This is a genomic window from Chitinophaga sp. RCC_12 (assembly GCF_041360695.1).
GTDB lineage: Bacteria > Bacteroidota > Bacteroidia > Chitinophagales > Chitinophagaceae > Chitinophaga.
This window is the reverse complement of sequence record NZ_JBFUPS010000010.1, coordinates 91,431-116,497: the sequence shown is the minus strand read 5'-3', so window position 1 is coordinate 116,497 and position 25,067 is coordinate 91,431. Positions and strand designations below refer to the sequence as shown.

Annotated in this window: 18 protein-coding genes and 2 tRNA genes; 4 read left to right on the top strand and 16 right to left on the bottom strand. The window is 46.7% G+C overall.

Going from position 1 to position 25,067, the window contains the following annotated elements; translation table 11 throughout:
• Window positions 1-14: 14 nt before the first annotated feature.
• Window positions 15-1,553: a hypothetical protein gene (locus tag AB6805_RS25320; protein ID WP_370912238.1), complete on the bottom strand. Its 1,539-nt coding sequence runs from the start codon at window positions 1,551-1,553 to the stop codon at window positions 15-17.
• A 167-nt stretch (window positions 1,554-1,720) separates the two neighbouring features.
• Here AB6805_RS25320 and AB6805_RS25315 point away from each other — a divergent pair.
• Window positions 1,721-1,791 (top strand) — tRNA-Gln (locus AB6805_RS25315).
• Window positions 1,792-1,959: 168 nt separating this feature from the next.
• Here the strand turns inward: AB6805_RS25315 and AB6805_RS25310 are convergent.
• From AB6805_RS25310 to AB6805_RS25290, 5 genes are all read right to left on the bottom strand, one after another.
• On the bottom strand, window positions 1,960-2,580 hold the full coding sequence (locus AB6805_RS25310) for a hypothetical protein (protein WP_370912237.1): 621 nt from the start codon (window positions 2,578-2,580) through the stop codon (window positions 1,960-1,962).
• Window positions 2,581-2,625: 45 nt separating this feature from the next.
• A complete protein-coding gene (locus AB6805_RS25305) occupies window positions 2,626-2,826 on the bottom strand; it encodes a hypothetical protein (protein WP_370912236.1) in 201 nt (66 codons plus the stop codon).
• A 571-nt stretch (window positions 2,827-3,397) separates the two neighbouring features.
• Window positions 3,398-4,495 (bottom strand): Fic family protein, encoded by a 1,098-nt coding sequence (locus AB6805_RS25300; RefSeq protein WP_370912235.1) that lies wholly within the window; start codon window positions 4,493-4,495, stop codon window positions 3,398-3,400.
• A gap of 110 nt (window positions 4,496-4,605) precedes the next feature.
• Entirely contained in the window at window positions 4,606-6,036 is a 1,431-nt protein-coding gene (locus AB6805_RS25295) for a SusD/RagB family nutrient-binding outer membrane lipoprotein (RefSeq protein WP_370912234.1), read from the bottom strand.
• 12 nt (window positions 6,037-6,048) lie between these two features.
• A complete protein-coding gene (locus tag AB6805_RS25290; protein ID WP_370912233.1) occupies window positions 6,049-9,243 on the bottom strand; it encodes a SusC/RagA family TonB-linked outer membrane protein in 3,195 nt (1,064 codons plus the stop codon).
• Between the two features lie 126 nt (window positions 9,244-9,369).
• On the opposite strand from AB6805_RS25290, the gene AB6805_RS25285 reads away from it, so the two are divergent.
• The 3 genes from AB6805_RS25285 to AB6805_RS25275 all read left to right on the top strand — a co-directional run bounded on the left by AB6805_RS25285 (window position 9,370) and on the right by AB6805_RS25275 (window position 13,220).
• Window positions 9,370-10,137 (top strand): hypothetical protein, encoded by a 768-nt coding sequence (locus tag AB6805_RS25285; protein WP_370912232.1) that lies wholly within the window; start codon window positions 9,370-9,372, stop codon window positions 10,135-10,137.
• 344 nt (window positions 10,138-10,481) lie between these two features.
• A complete protein-coding gene (locus tag AB6805_RS25280) occupies window positions 10,482-11,330 on the top strand; it encodes a hypothetical protein (protein ID WP_370912231.1) in 849 nt (282 codons plus the stop codon).
• A 288-nt stretch (window positions 11,331-11,618) separates the two neighbouring features.
• Entirely contained in the window at window positions 11,619-13,220 is a 1,602-nt protein-coding gene (locus AB6805_RS25275; protein WP_370912230.1) for an NAD(P)/FAD-dependent oxidoreductase, read from the top strand.
• Between the two features lie 65 nt (window positions 13,221-13,285).
• Here AB6805_RS25275 and AB6805_RS25270 read toward each other — a convergent pair whose 3' ends face one another.
• From AB6805_RS25270 to AB6805_RS25225, 10 genes are all read right to left on the bottom strand, one after another.
• A complete protein-coding gene (locus AB6805_RS25270; protein WP_370912229.1) occupies window positions 13,286-14,683 on the bottom strand; it encodes an alpha-L-fucosidase in 1,398 nt (465 codons plus the stop codon).
• 37 nt (window positions 14,684-14,720) lie between these two features.
• A complete protein-coding gene (locus AB6805_RS25265) occupies window positions 14,721-16,346 on the bottom strand; it encodes a RagB/SusD family nutrient uptake outer membrane protein (protein WP_370912228.1) in 1,626 nt (541 codons plus the stop codon).
• 29 nt (window positions 16,347-16,375) lie between these two features.
• Entirely contained in the window at window positions 16,376-19,684 is a 3,309-nt protein-coding gene (locus AB6805_RS25260) for a SusC/RagA family TonB-linked outer membrane protein (RefSeq protein WP_370912227.1), read from the bottom strand.
• Between the two features lie 196 nt (window positions 19,685-19,880).
• Complete coding sequence (locus AB6805_RS25255) at window positions 19,881-20,858, bottom strand: FecR family protein (protein WP_370912226.1); 978 nt, start codon at window positions 20,856-20,858, stop codon at window positions 19,881-19,883.
• 61 nt (window positions 20,859-20,919) lie between these two features.
• Window positions 20,920-21,492 (bottom strand): RNA polymerase sigma-70 factor, encoded by a 573-nt coding sequence (locus AB6805_RS25250; RefSeq protein WP_370912225.1) that lies wholly within the window; start codon window positions 21,490-21,492, stop codon window positions 20,920-20,922.
• 166 nt (window positions 21,493-21,658) lie between these two features.
• A complete protein-coding gene (locus AB6805_RS25245) occupies window positions 21,659-22,084 on the bottom strand; it encodes an immunity protein YezG family protein (RefSeq protein ID WP_370912224.1) in 426 nt (141 codons plus the stop codon).
• 45 nt (window positions 22,085-22,129) lie between these two features.
• Window positions 22,130-22,471: a hypothetical protein gene (locus AB6805_RS25240; RefSeq protein ID WP_370912223.1), complete on the bottom strand. Its 342-nt coding sequence runs from the start codon at window positions 22,469-22,471 to the stop codon at window positions 22,130-22,132.
• Window positions 22,472-22,621: 150 nt separating this feature from the next.
• Window positions 22,622-22,695, bottom strand: a tRNA-Gln gene (locus AB6805_RS25235).
• 50 nt (window positions 22,696-22,745) lie between these two features.
• Window positions 22,746-23,222: a DUF4126 family protein gene (locus AB6805_RS25230; RefSeq protein WP_370912222.1), complete on the bottom strand. Its 477-nt coding sequence runs from the start codon at window positions 23,220-23,222 to the stop codon at window positions 22,746-22,748.
• Between the two features lie 96 nt (window positions 23,223-23,318).
• Window positions 23,319-24,962 (bottom strand): FAD-dependent oxidoreductase, encoded by a 1,644-nt coding sequence (locus AB6805_RS25225; protein WP_370912221.1) that lies wholly within the window; start codon window positions 24,960-24,962, stop codon window positions 23,319-23,321.
• Window positions 24,963-25,067 lie beyond the last annotated feature (105 nt).

Below are 25,067 nucleotides of genomic sequence, written 5' to 3'. Positions count from 1 at the left end.
CACCCTACATCCTGCTAAATGCCCAGCATCACCCGTTCTTCTTCCGCTTCGGCTTCTGCCTGCGACACATGTGGCGCATCTGTTATTTCCGTGAGCAGCAGGGTATACCCCAGCAGCAACACGATCAGCAATACCTGGTACCGCAATACAATAGGCGCGGCAAAAACGCTGAATGCAAAATTCAGCCCGATGAAAGCCCAGCACAACAACAGCGCAATATTAAATTTACGGCTGGTTTTCCGGATACCTTTTTTAATAAGATAGCGGATCGTTTCTTCTATAAACAACAAATGACAAATCACGATCAAAGAAGGGAACAGCGACATCAGCGTACTTTGCCAGTTATTGTATTTACCTTCCGGTTTAGGCTTATCCCCCTCTTTAAAAAAAGTGGCTACCTCTTTATTCACCAGGTTAATAACAGGCCGGTTATATCCGCCCAGCACTTCCAGTTCCGGCAACAAATAAAGCTTTGCATTGCCCAGCAAATAATAGCGGGCAAAATCCCAGGGATACTTCCGGATCATGTAATTCCCATAATCACTGCACAAAGGCGCCACGCCACACCAGCCGGCATATACATCCTTACCGGTATGCTCCAGCCCATAATCTCTCAGCAATCCCTTCTGCGGCCCGTTCATATCCCACATAAAATACGATCCGTCTGACACCACTATTTTCCTCGGCAGCTTCTTCAGCGCCATCATGTAGTGATATACCGCCTTATGTGTTTTGGCAAACTGTGGCGGCACGCCCACAGAATCCAGCGGCACATACTGCATCATATACATCGCGTTATTCATGATCTGCCAGCCGCTGAAAGCCGAAAATATTTTCACCCCGGAATGCTCCGCTGTTTTCTGACGGGTAAACAGCACAAACGAAACGATCAGCATTACCGGCAATAAAACAGCCACCACTTTCTGCCACGACCGGTAAGCAGATAATAAAATCGGGATCAGCGCCACCAACGGGTAAAACATGGCATTATAGCGCACGGTAAACGCGTATCCCAACAGCAGCCCGTGAAATACCAGTAACAACGTAGTGGGCTTATGCAGAATCCACAGCAACAAAGTAATCCAGGTAAGTCCGAGCGAAAGGAACAGCGCATCTGAAATAAAATAATTGCTCAGGAAAGGGAACAAGGGATTAATAAGCAGGAAAGCATAAAAGCCATACCTGAAATAGCTCTGTGGATTAAAAATATAACATACACTGAAATAGAAGAAAAAAGCACTGGTTTCCAGCAATACAAACTGCACCACGGTGAGCATCGTTTCTGAGCGGGAAAACTGGTGAAACAACCAAAGGAATTTGGAATATCCTATTGGCCAGAGATTATAATTCCTGTTCTGCAGGGCCGTTTCCATATAAGAACCGGTATCTGATGTAAAATCTATGTACGGGAAAAAATGTTTGAATACTACCATCTTGATTACCGCAATAATAACAGCAGCTGCCAGGAGCAGGCCATTACGCCGGCTGGCAAATACAAAGGCGCCGAAACCGGGAGCAGGGGCAACAAGGGACCGGGGAGATAGTAATAACATAGCCTGTTTTGAGGGATTTGACTTATAGCTACAAGTATAAAAGAAGCCACTGAATTGGCGCGTCAGTATATGATTTTCAGCGCTTTAAGGATCTTTTTTTGAGAAAAAAGGATTAAAAATTTGGTAATTATCAGAAATGTCATAATTTCGCGGTCCTGATTTGCTATTGCCTGATAGTATAACGGTAGTACGACAGACTCTGACTCTGTTTGTCTTGGTTCGAATCCAGGTCAGGCAACAAAAAGGTCCGCTATGATAGCGGACCTTTTTTTATTGGGGAAAGAGGGAGGTGATAGTATCATGTGATACTATCAGATGCTGCCAAAGATGAGGCCTCCATGTCAGATTACTCATCGGATTCTTTAACTCATTGTCTCTATTTCGTTCGCGCTGATATTGCAAAGGTCTAAGACCAACTTACCTGTTTGCGCGGAATAAAGAAGCCTTTTATGCAATTTGGATTCCTTATACATATCTGAACATGTGTTTTATCGTTGAATCCCGCACCATCATAAAGGGTACTCCCTTCAATGAAGATGCCCCTTACTGTATCAAAAGCAGGTTGCTTTGTTTGGGCAGTAATTTTATGAACATTCTTTATGACAGCACAATCAAGAGCTCTAACTACTTTATCTGCTGAACTTTCGTCGCCGACAGAGTTTTTGTTAACGGGTAGCTTTGTACCTTCACTGGTTGCAGATTGTTTCAAACTATCATATGAAAGCTTGACCAGATCAATAAATCGTTGGTCTGAGAGATCCAGGCAATTGCCTAAGCTAAATACTGCACCCAAAACAGCTGGGGTTTTGATCTTTACATTCGGTGGCGGACTTTTGGCGAAGTAGAATGCTCGTTCATAATTATTTTGCCAGAAATACATCCCGTCACCCAACCAATCCCATTTGTTCCTGCTTGATTTCAGCATGGTCTGGTGCATAACGATCCGATCCCGTATATCTTGATCGCAACCATGAAAACCAATAATTAATCCGGGATCAGAAGAATATAATAATTCTGACGTTGCCATTAAGCAGGGAAATTAACGTGTAGAAAGTAAAAGTGTGGAAGAGAATTACTTGGTAGCAGCTTTCTTTTTAGTGGCAGCTTTTTTTGCTACAGGTTTTGTTGTTTTATTACCATCTCCGTCTATAATCAGAATATTCCGAATGCCTAAATCATCAATTAATTTTGTTGCTTCCTCCGGAGATTGAGCAACAAGATTCCTTTGATCAATTAAGGCTCTGCGAATAATATGATAAGAAGTAGTAGTCATGGCCACAAATATACCGAAAATTGAGCTTTAAAATTTAAATTTTTACGATTCCTTTTAAACATTATTTGTTAATCATTTTCCATTTACTAAAAGAAGAATAATCTGCTCATGTTCACCCATAACTTCGTTATAACAAGTACAAACACGTTATAAATCTCGAATCATATTTCCAACATGTTTACAAAACAAGTATCTAATTATTCCAGAACATTAAAACCGTCTTCAATAGCAGTTCCGTTAAAGCATCATCTATTTCAAACGAGGGTACATTCTGATTCTTTAAAAAGAACCCTAGTTTTAATCAACAAAATAAATCCAGTCATGAACGTTGACCAAGCAGATATCGAAGCGGGCGCATAAATGCCTATCCTTATTTTTAACCAACAAAACCAATTCAATCATGAGCATCAATCCCACAGACATTGATACAGGTGCATAACATGCACTCATCACCAAATTCCAAAAGAATAGGGTTTCTAATAATGAGAAACCCTATTCTTTTATCTCTGAAAACATGGCTATTACTAACAATATCTCCTATACTATAATAGCTACTTTAAAGTCATACCAATCAACCCAACACATAACTGGTGCTTCTTCCACCGCCAGCCTCTTTTACCAATACACCCTTTTCGATCAGGTCATTAATATCCCTGATCGCAGTGTCCGAGGAGCATTTAGCAATCTTTGCCCAATTGGAAGAAGTAAGCTTTCCATCAAAACCATCCAGCATTTTCAACAACATCATTTTTTGACGTCCGTTAAATTCATTGTCTTTATACCTTTCCCAAAACCTGGCCTTATTGATAACATTGGTCAAAATTTCATCTGTAGCCATCATTGCACGATATAAACAATCGAGGAACCATTCCAGCCACGCGGTTATATCCAGATTTCCCTTTTGTGTTTTTTCCAATATGGCATAATAGGCATTCCTTTCCTTTCTGATCTGGGCCGACATGCTATAAAACCGCTGACTGTTATCATCTGCACGCGCCAATTGCATATCCGTGATAGCTCTTGCTATACGGCCATTACCATCATCAAAAGGATGCAGGATAACAAACCATAAATGGGCTAACGCCGCTTTTATGATTGGATCATAGTGATCATTTCCGTTAAACCATTGAAGGAATACTTTCATTTCTGCAGGCAGTCTGCGGGAGGAAGGCGCCTCGTAGTGGACCTTTTCCTTTCCGTAAGGACCTGAAACCACCTGCATCGGGGCTGTGTCCGGATTATTTCTCCAGGCGCCGGTAACAATCTTTCTCATGCCGGTTCTGCCCGTAGGGAAAAGCGCAGCATGCCAGCTAAATAGTCTTTCTTTAGTAAGTTTGTCCTGATACTTCTGTACCGCATCCATCATCATTTCCACCACTCCCTCCACATCGCGATCAATGTGAACCGGACTGGCAATATCAATTCCCAGTCTTTTAGCAATAGACGACCTCACCTGCTCCGTATCAAGTATTTCTCCTTCAATTTCGCTGGATTTTAATACGTCGAGGGTAATGGTTTCAAGAGACGCCTCTGTTTGCAGATCAAAGCCCAGACTCTCCATATAACCCAATATTTTTCCCTGCCGGAAACGCACTTTCGCCAGCAGGGCAATAAGCTTGCCCTGATCCCATTTGAACTCCGGCCAGGTATTTCTATTGTGTATATACATTATTCACCGCTTATTTTGCGGTGAATATACGTATTATTATCCGCAAATGCCTGGTTAATCACCGCATAATTTGCGGCAATTAACCAGTACCCCGCCCAAACCACTCTCCCCTACCTCTCCACATCCCACCATACTCTCCCCGTCAAATCATCCTTGCCATGCAACCCCGGCTGCGCGGCAATAGCATCTTCCACATGCTTGGTATTCACATTGTGCTCGGAAAGCGGGTAGCCCTGTCTCCGTGGAATAGGCGTGTTATTATTATCCGGCGCAGGCGTCAGCGCAGGATAGCCTGTTCTTCGCCACTCTGCCCATGCTTCATAGCCATTCATATACAAATGCACCCAACGCTGGTACGCAATCTGTTTAATGGCGGTAGCGGGATTATAAGCTACTTCCGGGCGTGCGAGATAAGCAGCAACACCGGTGGAAGAGCCCGTCCATTGATTAATGGAGGCGGTAACAGCGGCATTGTAATCCAGCAATGCAGCGGCATCGCCGCCGGGGATCCATCCCAGCTTCGCTGCTTCTGCACGGGCAAACAGCGCCTGCGCATAGGTCACCAAATAAACCGTAGCATCCTGTTTGCGGATAGCTGTGCCCTGGAAAGACACACTGCCCGCTGGTATATTCTGCGCCTCGTTTCCCTGGAGGCCGTAAGGCATGCCCACATAATCGCCGCTGCCGGTGGTGCCTGCATATACTTTCAAACGGGGATCGCCCAGCGGCTTCATGTAATCTACCAGTGGCTTACTGATGCAATACCATCTGCGGCCCTGCACAGAATACACGTAATACCAATAGTTCTGGTAAGCTGCTTCTCCCAGGTGCTGTGAAATAGCGTTGTCGTCATTGCTGGTAAAAATACCATCGCTCAGCGCTGCCGCAAATTCACGCTTGCCCCAGGCAGGATCTACTTTCGATAGCCGCAGTGCCATGAGTGCATGCAGGGTGCCTGCCAGGCGTTTCCATTTACTGATATCACCATAATATAGCACATCGCCTGCTGCTGCGGTTTTACTGTCTTCCAGCTGGGCGGCGGCTTCGGTTAATTCCTTAAACAGATCTGTATAAATATCTTTCTGGCTGTCGTAAGCAGGATCTATTTTTTCACGTCCCAGTAATGCTTCTTTATACGGCACATCTCCCCAGCGGTCTGTGATGAACCAGAAAAAATAAGCCCGGAGTATCCTCGCTACTGCTTTCTGGTTATTAGCGGACCCTTCATCTTCATTAAAGTGAACGGTTTTAATGATCTTGTTCAGGTTCATCAAAGCGTCCGCATAAAAGCTGGAAAATTCAAAGGAGATGTTAATATAACGGGAAGCATCTGTATACACTTTTTCTGAGAGATGCTGTACATACAACAACCCATAAGGAGTGGCCATGGTAGTATCCATTCTCAGGATGGCATAGGTAAGCAACTTGGGATTGGAAAAAGTATCCGGCAGATTCGGGTTCCGGTTAATACTGTCTGAAAACTTGGTGCAGGATACTAACGTAAACGCAAGTACGATAACAATATATAATAGCTTCTTCATGGTAGTCTGGGTTTACAGCGAAATGTTAAGATTAATGCCAAACGAGCGGGTGGTGGCTAACTGACCTGTTTCCAGCCAGCTGATAGACGACCGGCCGGTGGAAAGCTCGGAAGGATCAAGCCCTTTCGGCGCCTGCTGGTAAATCATAAAAGGATTACGTGCAATAAGCGCTACATTAATACTGTTGAAAGGCATTTTCCGGTGTACCTCACGACTAAACGTATAGCCTACACGGAGTTCCCGCATCTTGATATAACTGGCATCATACAACCATTCTTCATATACCGATGTGCCAAGCACCGTACGGTAATACGATTTTGCGTCTACATAAGCAGTTACTTCCTCACCAGTTGCACTGGAAATACCATTTACTTTCACACCGCCGCCATCTGCCAGCGGATCACGCACATTCTTTCCTTTATCATTAATGGCAGCTGTTTCTTCTGCCTGACCGGATTTAACACTCAGCATTTTTGTCCAGCTGAAAAATTTTCCGCCCGACTGGAAATCGATCATCGCCGATACATCAAACCGGCCAATACGGAAACTATTCAGCCAACCGCCGGTGAAATCCGGTACCACGCTGCCAAAATTGTGGTTCTCTTCAAACATCGGTAAATTGGCCGCATCCAATAATATCTTGCCCGTTTTAGCATCCCGCCGGTAAGCATTCCCTACCAGCGTACCAAACGCAGCGTTTACATCCGCATTCAGGTAAACGCTCACCCGCGAATAGGTATTCACATCCAGCTGCAGGGTATTTATACCGGGATACAATTCCTTTACCAGGCTCCTGTTCCTGCTTACATTCAGCGTAGAATTCCAGTTAAACACTTTTGTTTGAACAGGTATGGCAGTCAAACTCAGCTCCACGCCTTTATTCTGGATCTTACCGGCATTAATGATTGTATTCTCGTAACCAATAGCGCCCGACACAGGTATGCTCAGCACCTGGTCAATATTCTGCTGGTTATAATAAGTAAATGCAAGCCCCAAACGGTTTTTCAGCACCTTCAGGTCCAACCCTGTTTCAAAGGAGTTACCCAGCGATGGCCGGATCGCCGGGTTATTAAGCGTGGTAGGCAGGTGCATGGGGAGGTAGGTATTATCGTCACGTCCTTTATACGGCGCTTCCAATATATAAGACTCATAGATCTGGTAAGGGTCCAGGTCTGATCCGGCTTTCGCTAAACTGATACGGACCTTTCCATAGGAGAGCGGCTCCCATTGTAGCAACTCACTAAATACCATACTAAAAGATACAGACGGGTACCAATAAGAATTATTGCCTGCCGGCAAGGCGGAAGAAATATCATTACGTACCGTGGCATCGAGGTAATAAATGTTATCATAACCAAATGAAACAGCTGCAAACGCACTGCGCACTTCCTTCCTGCGAAGATAATTGGATACATCCGGCCGGTCGATGGACGCGGAAAGATTATAGAAATTAACAACAGATAAACCACCCTGCGTTCTTCCCTGGATGCCGTTATAACGCTGCGTAAGCAGGTTACCACCCACGTTGGCATTAAAACTCAGCTTATCAAATGTTTTATTATACTGCGCCAATAGTTCGTAATTCATTTCCTTATTTTCAAATTTCGCTTCGTAGTATTCATTGATATCCCTGCCCCCGTAAGCCTTGCGCTGATCAATACTCTGCGTATACATATCACCTCTCACTGCCCCGCTTACTTTCAGACCCGGCAATACATCATAGCTTAGTCCCACATTACCAAAGAAGCGGTCGCGCGTATCGTGATTAAGATTCTCGTATGCTTCAAAATAAGGGTTGTTCCAGTCGCTGCCCGGCTTCTTCAGGAAATCAGGATCATCAATATCTTCATGATTCCAGTGATAAAAAGTACCATCAGGATATTTATACTGCTTTAACCGGTTCATATCCAGCGACCGCTCAAACCACTGATAAAAATTGCGCGAACCCTGGTAATATCCCTGGGCCGGGCGCAAGCCTTTATTGTTGGCGTAATTGAAGCTGGTAGTCACAGTTAATTTCGGCGTCAGGTTCAGCGAGCCATTGAAGCCCAGGTTGTTTCTTTTGAGCCAGGTGTTGGGCTCAATACCCTTGATATCCGTATGATTAAACGACAACCGGAAAGTAGTATTTTCACCACCACCAGACATACTGATGTTGTTATTAAAAGTGGTACCCGTTACAAAATAATCCTTAATATTATCAGGATGCGCACTAAACGGCGTCAGCTTACCATAGTCAGGATCAGCAGGATAGAAACTATACATTTGTCTCACCGGTGTTCCATCCATTTTCGGACCCCAGCTTTCATCTGTGCCGGAGGCCACCAACTGCTCCTGCCCGTTCACGGTAATAGTGCTGAATTGCTGGCTGCTGCCTGCGCCATAGATGTTCTGCAACGGCATAAAGTTGCCGGCTTTTTCCACAGAAAAAGCGGAGTTAACATCCACGTTCACTTTTCTGTTTCCCTTACGGCCGCCTTGCCGGGTGGTGATCAGTATCACGCCATACTGCCCCCTCAATCCATATAATGCGGAAGCTGCCGGGCCTTTCAGCACATTCACGGACTCAATGTCTTCGGGGTTAATGTCCTGCGCCAGGTTTCCAAGATCCGGACCGTTTCTGCCGGCAAAGTTATTATTGGAAATGGGCGTTCCATCTACTACTATCAACGGCTCTTCCTGCCCGTTGATGGAGTTAATTCCCCGGAGCTTTATTTTCTGCGTACCACCCATACTGGCGCCGGATGCACCTACTACCTGCACGCCGGCTATTTTACCCGCCAGGGAGCCCAGCACATTCTGTTCTTTGGTAAGTGTAAGGTTGCTGCCTTTTACTTCCTGTACAGAATAACCTACTGCTCTTTCTTTCCGGGAGATACCCAACGCAGTAACCACCACCTGGTCCAGGTTCCGGGTGTCCTGTTTTAGTGTAACGGTAATGCTGCCCTTCCCGCCGGTATTTACTTCTGTGGTGAGATAGCCCACCAGCCGGAAAACCAGTGTTACATCCGTATTGCCGGCATCCAGCCGGAAATTGCCATCGGTGTCTGTTGAGGTGCCTTTATTAGTGTTCTTTACCTGTACGCTCACGCCGGGCAGGCTTTCACCTTTTTCCCCTGTTACCTTACCGGTAACAATACCTGTTTGCGCAATGGAGGATAAGGAAAAGGTACAGTACACTAATAGGATAGTGAAGAATTTTTTCATTGAATAGAGGTTAGATTTTGGTTAAGATATACTATACAAAATAGCATATTAATCTCTTAATGTCAATAGCAGGGGAAGCTCCTTTTTCGCTTTTTCTTCGTATTTTCAGTAGAAAAACAAATCGATATGGCAAAACAATCTGGGTTATTCCAATTCACCGGTAAGTTGGATAATGTGATCGGTTACCGGAGAAATGGGAGCTATTTTGTACGCACCATGCCGGTCACTGTAAAACAAACTGCCGCTACGCGGCAGGCATCCCGTAATTTCGGGATCGCCAGCAGGAAAGCAAAACTTATCCGGCAGGCCATTACGCCTCAACTGGAAATCAACCGCGACGGCTCCCTCGTGAACCGTCTCAACAAAGCATTGATTACCGCCGGAAAAGATCAGTGGAAACACATAGAGGGCTTCCGGTTCAACAAACACACGGGGATCGATAAGTTCTTCCCCCTGCAGCCGGTCATACAAAACGGGAGGTTGAAAATACCCGCCCAAACATTACCGCCGCAAGACGCCCTTACACACCTCGAGATAACAGTAGTGGCTACACGAATCAGCTTCGTGGAACAGCGGATCACCCGGCAGCATTCCACCACCATAAAAGTGGATATCAACGCGCCCTTCAATGGACTGGAACTGGATGCCTCCATCCCCGGAAAAGGCATACTATTCGTCGTATTGCAGGTAACCGCCCGGAAAGGATCCGATCTCACCAGGGACCGCCGCTTTATGGCCGCAGATATCCTTTTCACCGGCACACCGGAAACTAAAAAAGAAACTCCCAAAAGGAAACAGCAAATACCGGATATTAGGAAGGTATTACCATACAAACCAGCAAAAATACCAGGCGCTCCGGCATTACGCACCGCCAATAAACAGCAACGGGAATGAATCCCCCCACTGCCTAAAACAATTAATAAAAAAATATCCCCTTATTCCCCGGAGCCATCGTTCCATGGAGCCGCCATGCGCCCCTGTAACACATCTCCCCAAAAAAAACCAAACATCCCCCATTCAACTACCAACAATCAAAAAAAATCATCAAAATCAAATCAAAAACAAAACACAATCAAAAAACTAATCAACATAATCAGCGTAATCCTGGTTAAGACAAAATCCGCTTCAAGTCCACCTCCCATCCGTGTACACCGCGTGTATACTGTATATACACCGTATCCGCGAAGCCACCCCACCGCATACACACAATAATTCCCCAGTTTTCCGTAATTTAACGCATGCGTTATATCATCATCTATATACTCATGCTCCTGTCCTCCATCACCACCGTGGCACAAACCGTAGCCCCGGTAGCGCTCGGCTCCCTGTCTTCCGACAAAATCAAAGAAGCCTCCGGCATCGCCTCCAGCTCCACCCTGAAAGGCTGCTACTGGACGCATAACGACAGTGGCAATAAACCGGAAGTATACCTGCTCAACAGTAAAGCGGCGCTGATCAGCACCGTGAAACTCACCGATGCAGGGAACCGCGACTGGGAAGATATCGCGGAAGGTATAGGACCCGAAAAAGGCAAGCACTATGTATATGTGGGCGATATCGGCGATAACTCCGGCATCCGGAATCATATCCGCATTTACCGGTTCCAGGAACCCGATAAACTGCCTGCCGCACATGTGGAAGTTACCCCCGATGTGCTCACGCTGCACTACCCCAACAGCCCCCGCGATGCAGAGTCGCTCATGATTGATCCCATCAGCAAACAAATTTATATCCTCAGCAAAAGAGAAAAAGAAATAAGCCTGTATAAAACCAGCCAGCTGTTCTTCAAAGACGGCGATAAAGCTACCCTCGAGAAATTAATAAAACTCCCCTACACCTGGATCACCTCCGGCGATATTTCCAAAGACGGGCATCACATCGTTATTAAAACTCTCACCACCGTTTACTACTGGCACCGCAATACCAACGAAAGCGTGGAACAGGCCATGTCAAAACCTGCAAAAGAACTGCCTTACGTAGTTGAGAAACAAGGTGAAGGCATCTCCATCCTTCCCGACAACAGCGGCTATGTTACCATCAGCGAAGGAAAACACGCGCCCGTAAATTTTTATAAATGGAAATTCTGAACCGCTAACCTTTATTGCTGCCGTCGCATTTCAGTAACATCGTCTATACTTGTATAGTGCGGGCAGCCCTCATTATCTGCTGCTAACCCATATAATATACACCCTCAAAAAAAACAGGTATTTCCCTTGCCCGGAAATACCTGGCGTAAAACCATTTTTCTACTATGCCACTAACAAACAGCTTCCACCATTTCTTTGCCCGGGGAATGCCTCTCCGGCAGGTTATTTCCGACAGGTAATTCACAACAGCTCACCTCAGAACCATTTATTCAATAACCTCATTCGCTCATGCAAAAGAAAGCTATCATCATTGGCGCTGGCCCTGCAGGGCTCACTGCTGCCTATGAACTACTACAGCGCACCAGTATCCTCCCTATTGTACTGGAGAAAAGCACAGATATCGGCGGCATCTCCAAAACGGTCAACTACAAAGGTAACCGCATCGATATCGGAGGCCACCGCTTCTTCTCCAAATCAGACCGTGTAATGGACTGGTGGATGAACATGATGCCGCTGGATAAAGAAGCCGCGGAAATATTCTCTATCAGCTATCAGCAAAAAACAAAAGAAGTAAAAGCGGCCCGCAACAACAGTAACACCGACACCCTGGTAGCTCCCGACCCCGACCTTATCATGCTGGTCAGAAAACGCCTGTCACGCATCTACTTCCTGCATAAATTCTTTACCTATCCTATTCAGCTGTCAGTAGATACCCTCCGCAAACTGGGCTTCTCCACCACCATCAGCATCATGGTATCATACCTGTGGGCACAGATCTTTCCCAGGAAAGATGAAAAGTCGCTGGAAGACTTCATGGTAAACCGTTTTGGCCTCACCCTTTATCACCTCTTCTTCAAAGACTATACAGAAAAAGTGTGGGGCGTTTCCTGCAAAGCCATTTCTGCAGAGTGGGGCGCTCAAAGGATCAAAGGCATCTCCATCGGTAAAGCAATTTCGCATGCGGTAAAATCAGCTATCGAAGCAGGAAAGCCAAAAGACCTGAAACAAAAAAATGTAGAAACCAGCCTGATCGAACAATTCCTGTACCCTAAACATGGTCCCGGCCAGCTTTGGGAAGAAGTAGCCCACCAGGTGATCAACAAAGGCGGCACGGTACTCATGCAACACGATGTAAAAAAGATCCATACCTCCGGTAATAACATCACCGCCATCGAAGCGCTGGACCGTACCACCGGCGAAGTAGTACTGCTGGAGGGCGACTACTTCTTTTCTACCATGCCCATCAAAGAACTGGTGGCCGACCTGGAAGCAAATGTACCGGGCAATGTTAGGGAAATCGCCGCAGGATTGCATTACCGCGACTTTATCACCATTGGCATCCTGTTAAAAAACCTCAGCTTCGCGGATAAAAAAACCGGCGAACACAAACCACTGGAACTGAAAGACACCTGGATCTACATCCAGGAAAAAGATGTGAAAGTAGGACGGTTGCAATTATTCAACAACTGGAGCCCCTACATGGTGAAAGACCCCGACACTACCTGGGTGGGAATGGAATACTTCTGCAATAAAGGAGATGATTTCTGGGAACTGACAGACGAACAAATCCGGCAAACAGCCATCACAGAACTTTGTAAAATAGGACTGGCCCAACAATCTGATGTGCTGGACGCCACCGTACTCAGAATGGAAAAAACATACCCCGCCTATTGGGGCACCTATGCCCGCTTTGAAGAACTGAAAAGTTATATAGATACCTTCGAAAACCTGTTCCTCGTTGGCCGCAACGGTATGCACAAATACAATAACTCCGATCACTCTATGCTCACCGCCATGGTGGCAGTAGATAATATTTCAAATGGCATCGTCACCAAATCAAATATATGGTCTATCAACACAGAACAGGAATATCATGAAGAGAAAAAATAAAAAATCCGCAGACTTTGTTCCTGGAAATTATCTCCAGGAACAAAGTCTGCGGACAACATCCATCGTTACCGTTTCTCGTTATACACGCCAAACTCTGCAATCGCAGGCGTTTCAGCGTAACCGTCTATCAGTATCCTTACTTTATTACCCCACACACGCGGAAAACGGTGAATCCTCACACGCCCTGCATTCTCCCCTGCTGACGGCAATGGCTTCCACTCCCCGTTCTCATTATACTCCAGCCTGTATTGCTTAAGACGCACTTTATCTTCCGTAATCACAATCATGTTAAAACCCTGCTGCCGGTCGAATTCCACTTCAAACCAGGGCTGCTTCACTGCGGGGTTCGACTGCCACGTACTTCTGAAACTATCGTCGTTTGCAAAATCCATGATGTTCATATCACTGCTCCAGCTGGAATTAGCAGCCTGGTGCTTGGCAATATTTGGAGAAATAATGGGAGATGCATACGCAGGTAATGCCGCTACCGGCCCGTCATTTTTCCACTGCTTCCCGATTTGCTTTAATGCCTCCAGCGCGTTGTTATCAATTAAACCATCACGGTTAGGCGCCACGTTCAAAATGAAATTACACCAGGCTTTACCATAAGGAACAATGTTTTCATTGACCAGTTGGTCCACAGGCTTCACCGGTGTAGTGGGAAAATCCGCTTTCCAGAACCAGGCAGTATTGATAGGCAAACAGGACAGCGCCGGTAAACGGTTATTATCAGTGGAGATATGCTGCCCTGCACCCTGCTCGTAGGATTTGATATCCGTATAAAATAACGCCTCCGCAGGATACTTGGCGGCATTCAAATCCATCACCAGGCATTTAGGCTGCAGCCTTTTGATCAGGCCGTAAATTTCCTCAAAGGGAACATCGTCGTAGGAAATCCTCGACCACGGCGCGTCCCAACCATCAATGATTAACGCCGTAATGTCGCCATAGTTGGTGAGCAGCTCCGTGAGCTGCGCCTTGATCATCTTAATATGCTCCTTTGTAATTTGCCCCGGCCTGATTTTATGGTGCGTATCCAGGATAGAATAATACAGCATCACCTTCAGCCCTTTCGCACGGAAAGCAGTGGTATACTCTTTTACCACATCCCTTTTCAACGGGCTGTTCATTACATTATAAGGAGTTGTTTTGGTATCCCAGATGGCAAAACCGCTATGGTGCTTCGTAGTTAAGCAACCGTAAGACATGTTCGCCGATTTGGCCGCTTCCGCCCACTGATTACAATCCAGTTTCTTCGGATTAAAAATAGCCGGCGATGCTTCCGGATCGGCCCAGTCATCATCCATAAAAGTAGGAATATTGAAATGGATAAACATACCGAAACGCAGATCTACAAACTGCTGCTGCAATGCTGGCAGCGACGGCGTTTGCTGCGCTCCTGCCCGCCCCGTTATAAGTAACAGTGCTGCTGCCAAAATGCTGATAACCTGATTCTTTTTCACAAGCTAATGAGTTAAAATATCAAAAAATAAAAAGTACCTACTTCCATTCAGGCTGTTGCACCAATTTGCGGCCCTGATCCAGTATGCCCTGTGGTATTGGCCATACATAAAATTTATCCGTAGTAAAATGCCGGTCTTCCAGCTTTGTTTTAGGATACTTATTTGTTTTGCCGCCAGTGGCAGGAATATCCGTTAAACCGGCAGATGCATCTATGGTGTAGATAGGCCCGTTCAATGCCTGCTGCCCAATCCTCCAGCGCAGAATATCGAAGTAGCGGTGTCCTTCACCAGCCAGCTCTATCCGGCGCTCATGACGGATAAAAGTACGCAGCGTTTCCTTGCTCATACTCCATCCGTTGAGGGCAAAAGTGGCAGCTACATCGGGCATGCCGGCACGGCGCCTGATTTCATTCAGCGCATTGGTAATATCTACAGATGGCCCGGTAGCTTCGTTAGCTGCTTCTGCATACGTAAGCAATACTTCTGCATAACGAAGGATCTTCCAGTCGTTGCCACCGTTATCGCGCGATTCCAGCTCCGTTTTATCGAAGATCTTCTTAAAGGCGTAGCCGGTGTATGTTGCTTTATCACCGCCTATTTTATCCAGCGTACTGTTAATAGGATCATACATCTTTGCATTTGCCAGTGTGCTGCCCGGATAATAAATAGTAGCGTTTAAACGCGGATCGCGGTTCTTCCACGGTGCGTGCACATCATAGGCCGGGTCTTTGGTGTAAGGATAATAACCGGCAGCGCTTTCATAATCATCTACCAGCGAAGGCAAAGGATTCAGGTAAAGCGTACCTCCTGAAACGGAATTCACACCGGCAATATCACGCAGGCCATTGGGGCGTAACTCTTTTACGTGGATATAACTGATGATGCTTTCAGCAGAATAATCTCCCTCCTGCTGAAACAGGTTATAATAATCAGGATACAGGGAATACACCTTGCTGTCAATTACTTTCTTTGCTTCCGCAGCAGCGCCTGCATAATCGCCGGTATATAAGAGTACACGCGCTTTCAGTCCCCAGGCTGCCCCCTGCGTGAAGCGGCCTTTATCATCACCAGTGTAAGATGGCGGCAGGTCCGGCGCAGCTTCATCCAGCCATTTGATGGCCTGGGCAATCACCAGGGCTTTCTTGTCCTGCGGCACATCCGACTCCCCGGGAGTAGCAAATACTTTTGTCACCAAAGGCACATCCCTGAAAAGCGTAGCCATTATAAAATAGCGGTAAGCCAGTGATACCTTCACTTCTGCTTTTAATCTTTTCTTCAACCCCTCGTTCATATCAGGTACTTTGTCCACACGATCCAGGAATTCAAGGCAATGCCTCACCTGGTCGTATTTCCATTCGTCGCCAAGATTACCGGTGGTGGCTACAAAAGTGCTGTTGCCAATCAGCTGTGCATTGCGAAGGGTATTTCCCCAGGAAGCCGTTTTGGAAAAAGCGTTGTCGCTCATTCCTTCATAGCAAACAAAAAAGTCGGCGGAAGGAAGGAACTCATATACCCTGGAAGCAAACTTCACGGCATCGGATTCAGTGGTCCAGTAGGTGTCATCAGAGTATTGATCCAGCGGCGCACGGTCGAGGTAATTTTTAGAGCAGGCAGCCAAAAGGCAGCAGGCGCATAATATAGTGAAGATGTGTAGTCGTTTCATGTTCTTGTTGTTTTGCAGTGATAGCGTCATCAGAATTTCAGGTTCAAACCAAAGGTGTATGTCTTCATTTGCGGGAAGTTTACACCCGACTGCCAGTTGTCGATTTCCGGGTCAAAGTTTTTCGGGAAACGTTTCGACTTCAGCGTCAGCGCATTTTCCATCATGAAATAAAAACGGAGCTGGCCAATCTTCGCACGCTGCAAAATATGCGTGGGCACATTATATCCCAGTTGCAGGTTCTTTAAGCGTACATATTTTGAATCATACAGCCACCAGTCGGAAAGATCGTAGTTCACGCTCAGGTCCTGACGCATCAATGGATATCGGGCGCCTTTATTCTCCGGTGTCCAGGAGTCCATCAGGTCGGTGGTAAAGGAACCGCCGTAGTTGAACGGGCTCACGGCATAGCCGGTGAGATAGGTTTTGTTTTTCAGCACCCCTTGGAATAACATGCTCAGGTCAAACTGCTTCCAGGAAAAATTGGCGTTCACGCCAAACATCACGTGCGGGTCTGCATCACCCAGTATTACACGGTCTTCCGGGGTAATTTTTCCATCGCCGTTGGTGTCCTGGTATTTGATATCGCCGGCTTTATTCTGCGGCTTATAGGTAGGCGATGCTTTCACTTCCTCGTCGGACTGATACAGGCCAAGCGCTTTATAGCCGTACCAGGTCCACCGCGACTGGCCCACCATGACAGGGTTTTCCTGCAATACATCCGGTGTGCCGCCCAGGTCAAGGATCTTGTTACGGGAATCGTAGATATTCACCATTACGCCATACTTCAGCTTATTATCGCGGTTCTGGTAGCCGGCAGATACTTCCCATCCCCAGTTGCTCATGCGCCCCAGGTTCATTACGGGGGCATCACGGCCAAAGGTCGACGGCACACTGGGCGTTAATAAAATCCCGGTGGTCTTCTCTTTAAAAACATCAGCGGTAAGGGTAATTTTCTCATCTAAGAATCCTGCATCCACCCCGATGTTGCCGGTTACTTTTTCTTCCCAGGTAAGATCCGGGTTAGCGGTATTGTTATAGTAGGTAGTGGTTTGCGCCTTATCGTTGAAATAAGAAGCGCCGGTACCTATCAGGCTGGCCCAGGAATAGATACCACGTGTATCCGTTCCCGTTGCATTCTGGTTACCTACTTTACCGTAAGAGCCACGCAGTTTCAGGTTGCTGACAATATCAGACCCTTTCAGGAAATCTTCTTCCGAAATTCTCCATCCGGCAGAAACAGAAGGGAAGAATCCCCAGCGGTTATTCTTGAAACGGGACGAGCCGTCGTACCGGCCGTTTACTTCCAGCAGGTAGCGGTCTTTAAAGCTGTAAGACAACCGTCCGAACATCGACTGGATCGCCCACTCATACGCACCGCCGCCGGTAGTCCACTGGTCTTTTTCCATACTGCCGCCGTTGATGACGTGAATATCATTATTCAGAAAATCCTGGCGGCCCAGGGAATAGGAGTCATATTTCAGGCTTTCCTGGCTGTATCCCAGCAGGGCTTTAAAGTCGTGCTGCTTTACCTGTAATCCATAATTAAGCGTGCCAATAAAGGTTTGGTTAATAGTGGTATTATAATCGTCGTTCAATGAATTGGGCGATTGCTGGGTGGTAACGAGGTTCTCCTCGTCATCATACAGCTTGTAGGTAGCCCTGAAAATTTTATGTTTGATATCGCGGGTGTTGTAAGAATACTGTCCTTTTACCGACAGGTTTTTAGCAATACCGTAATCCAGGGTCAGGTTGGTATTAAAGTAATTGTCTTTGTAATTTTCAAATCCGCCGTGATTGATAATCGCTACCGGCTGGGAACCACCGCGGTAGCTTCTGTCGCGGCCCTGCGGTGTATACGCCCATTCTGTAGGGTTTAAAATATACGCCCAGTGCATGGCGGTAGTGTAAATACCGGCGCCTGCAAAGCTTTTAGGGGCATTCATATACACGGTATTGATCCCAAACTTCAGGTTATCCAATATCTGAGTATTCACGTTTACCCTGGAGGTAAAGCGCTCGTTCATGACGCCTTCTACCAGTCCTTCCTGTTTCAGGTATCCAAGTGATACAAAGTAATCCGTATTTTTTGTTCCTCCGGAGATGCCAACGTTATGTTGCATCTGGAGTGCGTTTTCTTTGAAGATGGCTTTGATCCAGTCGGTGCTGGGCAATTCGCCGCTGGCGTATTGCTGGATATTGGCGTCAGAAAAACGCACGGTGGCATCAGGATTATCATTCAGCTGGGATTCATTCCATTTGCGCATAAAGGATACTGCGTCTACCAGTTTTGGGAGATAGGTAGGCTGCTGTACGCCTGCGTAAGCATCGTAAGCGAGCGAAGGCTTGCTGTTCAGTTTACCTTTGCGGGTGGTAACGAGTATTACCCCGCCGGAAGCTCGCGCACCATAAATAGCGGTGGCAGAAGCATCTTTCAGGATACTGATGTTATCGATGTCCTGGGGATTTACGGTTTCCAGCTGACCGGCCACGCCGTCAATCAGCACCAGTACGGGATTGCTGGATAAAGTGCTGATACCGCGGATATTCAGTTTGTTGTTGTTAGTGCCGGGCATACCATCGGTTTGTTGTATAAACAAACCAGGTACTTGTCCCTGTAAGGCGTTTACCACGTTAGGCACGGGCCTTTCCGCTACTGCGGCGCCTTTTACAGAGGATACCGCGCTGGTAAGACTAGCCCTTTTCTGGGAGCCATAGCCTACTACTACAATTTCACCGAGCTTTTTGGTGTCTTCCGTGAGTACGATACGGAGCTGGGTATCCTTACCGCTGGCTATCTCCTGGGTATTATATCCCATAAAAGATACTACGAGTATGGCATTTTCAGGAATTCCCTTTAGTATGTATTCTCCTTTCTCATCAGTAACGGTTGCCATGGAAGCATCTTTTACCCGGATAGATACACCGGGTAAGGGATCGTCTTTTTCATTGACCACCTTGCCGCGGATATCTTTGTACATCAGGCCCGCATCGGCGTCCAGCAGCATGTTTGCCAGCATTTCATTGCTGCGGCGGATGATCACTTTATCATCTGCTATAAAATATTCCAAAGAAAACGGCGCCAGGAGATCCTTCAGCACATTGCCTACTTTCTGGTGCTTTGCCCGGATAGTGACTATGCTGTTGAAGATTTCCTTATTCACCGCATAGCTGAAAGAAAGATTGGCGCTGGCGCCTATCTCATCCAAAGCATCATGCAATGCTCCTCCTTCCACTTTCAGCGTAATTCTTTTTTCAAGCAGTTGAGCTTCGGTATGCTTGGCCAGCAATGTTAGTGTGGTACTACATACAACGACTACAATACACAATGACATTTTCATTAGCATGCCTATTACAGGTACACATTTTTTCATACTTTTACGTAGATTAAGGTTGAGTAAAAACTAGCTGCCATCGGTTACCAGGCCAGTGTGGCATACTAGCGTTAAGACTTAACTTTCAGCCTCCCGCAAGGGAGGTTCTTTTTATGTAGGTGGCGCTTCTTTATGCATAGGTTGGTGGTTTATATCATAACGTTCAGCATTCCTTGTCCTTCCTGATGATGTAAGTGGTCCCTTTGTTTTCCAGTGTGGCATTGAGCGACAAACACAGTTGCCGCAACGCTTTCTCCAAAGTGCCGTTGGTATTAAATTCCCCGAAATAAAAACAGTTGGAAATATCTCCTGTGATCTCAATGTTTACGTTGTAGTAATAGCCCAGGTCGGCCGCCACTTCCCGCAGCCCCGCCCGGTCGTATTTCAGGATGCCTTCCCGCCTGCTCAGTAAGCCGCTGGTAGCCACCTGGTCTTCCTTCGTGATTTTACCCGTTGCCTTGCTGAATACCGCCCGCTGGCTGGGAGATACATGCACCGCGCTATCCGCGTTGCCTACAGCTACCTTACCGGTTAATACGGTTACCGCTACATCCGGCTGCGCATCAAATGCCTGGATATTAAAAGAGGTGCCCAATACCCGCGTATCTACACGCCCGCTGTGAATAATAAAAGGCTGCCCGGCATCCGTAGCCACCTCAAAAAAGGCTTCACCGCTCAACGTAAGTTCCCGGTTCCCTTTCCCGAAAGCATCCGAGTATTCCAGCCGGGAGGCTGGGCTGAGCCAAACAATGGTACTATCAGGCAGGAGCATCTTTTTATGCTCCCCGGCTTTAGTGGCCACTAATTGCTGTTGGGAGTGAGCAGGCGTTTGCATCGCAGGGCGCTGGAAATACCACCAGCCGGTGGCTGCCAATACCAGCACAACTGCAGCTGCAGCGGCTACCTTAGGCCACCAGATGCGTTTTACCGGCGCTGTTTCCGGCTGCGAGGTTCTGATGCGCAATAATAATTGCTGCTCCATTTCTGCCTCCAGCAGGGCTTTAGCGCCAAGCTGCGCTTCATCCCATTCCGTGGTGGCCTTGAAACTGTGATAGTAATTCATTAATGATTGCATCTCCTCCGCGCTCGCCGATCCGTCCATCCATTTATCTATCAATGAAAAAAACTCCTGTCTGTTCATACCGGGTATTTTATCACTAGTGACAAAAAAGAAGGGCTACCCCCAAAGCAGAACAAAAAAATTATTTATTAACAAGCAGGAGAAGCAGCAAAGCATAGCCCAGGGCGGACCGTAGCTTACGGATGGCAATACTGATCTGGTTTTCAACGGTTTTCACAGAAACATTCAGTTGTGTGGCGATCTCTTTATGGGAAAGATGTTGGTCCCGGCTCATCCGGAATATGATCCGGCATTTCTCCGGCAAAGTGTCTATCAGGGTATTCAGCAGGGATTGCAGCTCTTTTACGGCGAGCTTACTTTCCGGCGAAGCAGCTTCCATCCGCTCCATCATATGATCAAACAATTCCTCTCTCACCGGGTTTTGCCGGATATACCGGAATACTTTGTAACGGATACTGGCAGAAAGATAAGCTTTTAGGGAAACGGTTAACCGGATACGATGGGATTTTTGCCACAGCTCTGTAAATAGCTCCTGTACCAGGTCTTTACAGGCTTCTTTATCTTTCAGCACCTGGTAGGCCGACAAGAACAGCGGTTCCCAGTGCCGCTTATACAACAGGGTCAGCGCCTGTTCATTACCCGACTGCAGCAACAACAACAATTCTTCATCTGTTTGCCCCTCGATGGCCGGCATGGCTGATATTAATTTTTTATGGTGAAGGCGGAATCCCGGGGTAAATATAGAGTTTAAATTATTATACTTCGGGCAAAAAAGATGAGTGGTTTTTCACGCCGGGCGGGGCGTACAATCTCCTGGGTCACCTCCGGCGCCTTTTTTATGTTACATTGCAACGATCTTACTAAGAACCTGCAAGATCATGCAACCATTGTGGGATTAAAGCTTCATCACGCGGAAAGGTTTTCAGATCATCGATAAATTTTTCATTAGACGGCGTATATTCAAATTCAGGCTTATTGTCATAATCAAATTCTGTTTGGAACTTCCCGGTATTGTCCACCGTAAAATAAGTGGAATACCAGGCGCCATTACCAGGAGAGAGCCGGTACATTTGTTCGCGCAGGGATTTTATCTTCATAGTAATATCATTACCATTTTCTTCAGGATCAAATGAAAGCATGTTGCCGCCTTCTTCGTAAAAGGCTCCGATTTCTATCATTTTGTTTAATGCCTTTATTGTAATTGAAAAACTATCCCAGGTAGCTGAAGGTATATTGTCGCAAGCCCCCTGAATGATTTCACTGATTAGTTGGTTCGCCTGTTCCATAACTTGTTTGTTTGTTGAGAATATTGATTTCTTATAGTTATGCGATCACTGACTTAACTTTTCAACCTGATCATGCAGCTCCTGGTCCCAATTGAATTCCATATCAAATTGGCCATCAGGGGTCAATGTAAAAATTGCTTTGTTCCATTTGTTATTGCCACCTTCTGTAGTAACCTTATGTAGTTCGTTTAACCAATCTGTAATATCATCATCAATGTTTTCTACCGACATATCCTTTTGCTCATTGTTTGCAAAATAATCTCCGGTATAACCAACAACACCTTCACCAACAATTTCAATTTCCAACCTGGCGTTAGTCCAATTCCCGCTTTCAATAACATTAGAGATTTCCTGGCCGATTTTTAGATAAATTTCGTCTGCTGTCATGATAAGCATTTTAATTATTGACTTCTTTGGATATTCTTCATCCATTAGAAAGTTAATAATTTAATCGGGTATATTCTTGACGCCGGAATAATTATTGTTGGAGCCTAAAAAACAAAAGAGAGAATGGAAATAATTCCATTCTCTCTAATTTGGTTGCCCAACCAGGATTCGAACCTAGACAAACAGAACCAAAATCTGTCGTACTACCATTATACTATTAGGCATTGTTCAATGGGGATGCAAATGTAGTTTTTTTCTCCAGGAAAACAAGGATTTATCTTTTCTTCCTGATAGACAATGCCGCGATACCCACTGCTACAGCGTCTTCCAGTCCGCCTACCGCTGCATCCCTTACGTGTAGTTTCCTGCCGGTAGCCTTGCGTAAATAGAAAAATGCATATGCCGCGGCTACTGCTGCCACGCCGCCAATCAGCGCCCCTTTCCAGGCTTTCTCACCTTTTGCCTGGTAGATAGTAGCTCCTGCCAATGCACCGGAAAGCGCCCTGCCCGTAACACCGGTAGCGGCTATACGATTTGGTGTACCCGGTGCTTTATCTATCACCAGTTCCCCGGCGGCCATGGTTTGTAAATAACGGGAAGTCATGTTTTTTTGCATAAAGCCTAAAGGCGATTTACGCAGCTTTTCCGAAGGTTGGCGGCTAACAAAATAACTGGCAAAAGCGGGGCCCATTGCGCCGCGCATTCCGGTAACAATACCCAGGCCAATAGCCCGGCAAATAGTAGGTAACATAGCTTTTTTCATACCGCAGCAGCCGCAATCATTGTGCCATCCATGCCGCTTTGCTTCTGCCCGCTGCAGCATGGATGGCCATTGAATAGTATTAAGCTATCGCGCTGATAAGCGCTGATGGTCTTTCTCCAGCTGCGCCTTCAACTGCGTATAATCCACTTCCTGCACCGCCTTGTTTCCATTAATGGCCAGTACCGCTGCCGTGGCAGCACTCTGACCCAGGATCATAAACACCGGCTCCATCCGGATAGAGCCATAGGCAATATGTGACGCCGACATGCACACCGGTACCAGCAGATTACTGCACTCTTCCCGCTGCGGAAGTATGGATCCGTAAGACACCTGGTAAGGCTCCTTAATATCCACACCGATGTCGCCTTCATTCTGCACATACCCGTCTTTTTTCACATAACGTTGCGCATTATGCGCATCCAGGGTATAGGAACCCATCCCGATCGATTGCGGCACAGGACTTTCGCCAAGTACCGATTGCTGCGTCATCACATGCATGCCTTTCATTCGCCTCGCCTCGCGCACATACAGCTGGTGCGGCCAGTTCTTATTGTCGCGGAATTCATCGGCCGACAATCCCCATGTTTGCATGCGTTGCTGAATAGCGGCCGGCACACGGGCATCGTGGGCAAGGAAATATAATAAGCCCTGCTGATACACTTCATGCTCATGGATAATTTCCTTCCGGCGTTCATACGTAGCTTCAGGATAATCGTAGTTCATGCCGATGTTATCAAAACTAAAAGGACCGTGATTGTTCACATCTGTTTTATGGTTGGGGATAGGATCAAACTTATTGAATACTTCGTTCCAGCCGCTGTCCAGCACACGGATGAGTAATTCATACTGTGTGGCATCATATCCCTCCGGCTTTGGAAAAGGAATACGGTTGGCAGGCTTGTCGGTAAGGCACATACGGAAACAATATGCCTGGATCTTTTTATCTGCCGCTCCTTTTTCCCCGGGGTCTTCGCCGGAAACACGGGGCAGCAATCCACTTTTTGCATCACCGGGAATGCGGTACGGACTGATGTTTTGCTTGAAATGATGCCCGTGGTGTAAAACGCCTGTTTGCACACCGTTCCAGCTTTCGCCATAAGTGGCCACTGCTTCGCGGCCCACTGTGTAGCTTACGCCGGCAGCCGCCATCAGGTCGCCTTCATAGGTGGCATCAATAAATACTTTGCCGCTATAGGTATGCCCGCTCAGGGTAGTAATCGCCGTTATCTTTCCTCCTTCCTTTTTTACACCCTGCTGGCGGTCCAGCCACTCGTCGCGGTAAATTTTTATATTATTCTCCCGGATATAATCTTCAAATACCTGTTCTGCTACATGCGGTTCAAAGATCCACATGGTGCGCTCTGTACCATCCATTGCCGGCGTACCCTGGCCTTTATTGCCATACTCCGCCTGCTGTTGCCAGTTCCAGGCGGCAGGTTGCTGGTAGTGCAGCCAGATGCGGTGGTAAAAGTCGCGGGCCAGCCCCCCGATGACTGATTTATTGCCGGTATCGGTAAAACCAAGTCCGCCAGCCGAAAGACCGCCAACATGTTTATCCGGCGATACCACAATCACCGTTTTACCCATTTTATGCGCCTGCACCGCAGCCACAATCGCGGCCGAAGTGCCGCCATAAATAATTACATCTGCCTTATCCACCGGCGCTCCCGCCCGGGAAAATAAATAAGGGATCACCAGGATCGTTGCTAACAGGACTATTTTTCTCATGTCAATAATTTTTTAAGATATGCGGGATAACTTTTCTTTCCTGATACTAAACGCGGAATGGCAACAAATAACCACTGTATTATAATTTCTTCACGTGGAATCCAA